At 67.0% G+C, this 1,036-nt stretch carries 1 protein-coding gene; it reads left to right on the top strand.

Annotated elements, in window-relative coordinates; genetic code table 11:
• Nucleotides 1–48 precede the first annotated feature (48 nt).
• Nucleotides 49–837 (top strand): GntR family transcriptional regulator, encoded by a 789-nt coding sequence (locus ABZ646_RS47230; RefSeq protein WP_360534117.1) that lies wholly within the window; start codon nucleotides 49–51, stop codon nucleotides 835–837.
• Nucleotides 838–1,036 lie beyond the last annotated feature (199 nt).

Here is a 1,036-nt window from a genome sequence, read left to right on the forward strand (position 1 = left end):
GTAGCAACTTCACTCGCCCACTCGTCTAGATACCTAAAGGAGTACACAGTGAGCCCTCTTTCTTCGGGCCTCCTCGGCGATCTCGACCCCACGAGCGATCGTGCGGTCTTCCGGCAGATCGCCGACCAGCTGCGCGAGGCGATCGACCGTGGGCGATTCAGGGAGGGCGAGAAACTGCCCTCCGAGGCGGAGCTGGTCGAGCATTACGGGGTCTCCCGGATGACCGTCCGCAATTCCTTCTCCGTCCTCACCGGCGAGGGCCTGGTCCACGCCGAGCACGGCAAGGGCGTCTTCGTTAGGCCCCGGCCGCCCGTGCGGCGCCTGGCCTCCGACCGGTTCGCACGCCGTCACCGCGAGCAGGGCAAGTCCGCGTTCATCGTGGAGGCCGATGCGGCCGGCAGTCACCCGCAGGTCGACAGCCTTGAGGTCAAGGAAGAGAAGGCCAGTCAGGACGTCTCCACCCGGCTCGGCTCCGTACGGCGCGTCCTGGCCCGCCGGCGCCGGTATCTGCTGGACGGGCGCCCGGTGGAGTTCGCCACCTCCTACCTCCCCCTCGACATCGCCCGCGGCACCCAGATCGCCGAACCCAACCCCGGCCCCGGCGGCATCTACGCCCGCCTCGAAGAGCTGGGCCACCGCCTCGACCACTTCGAGGAGGAGATCCGCGCCCGGATGCCCTCGCCCTCCGAGGTCAAGACGCTCCACCTCGCGGCCGGCGTGCCCGTGATCCATCTGATCCGGACCGCCTTCGACACCGACGGGCGGGCGGTCGAGGTGTGCGACACGGTCATGGCGGCTGACGCCTACGTGCTGTCGTACCAGCTCCCGGCAACCTGATCGTCACGGTTTGCGGTGGTGCGCGGGGGACGCTTCCTCAACTCGTACACCCCAACACGCTTACTCGTATAGACGAGTGGGCAAGTTGTGTGGCAGGGTGATCGTCATGAGCCCGGGAGATCGGGTTCACGGATCGCTACATGTATAGACGAGTAGATAGGAAGTGTCCTGTGCGCACCATCCGTGTGGAGACCACCGC

It is taken from the genome of Streptomyces sp. NPDC007162 (assembly GCF_040634175.1).
GTDB lineage: Bacteria > Actinomycetota > Actinomycetes > Streptomycetales > Streptomycetaceae > Streptomyces.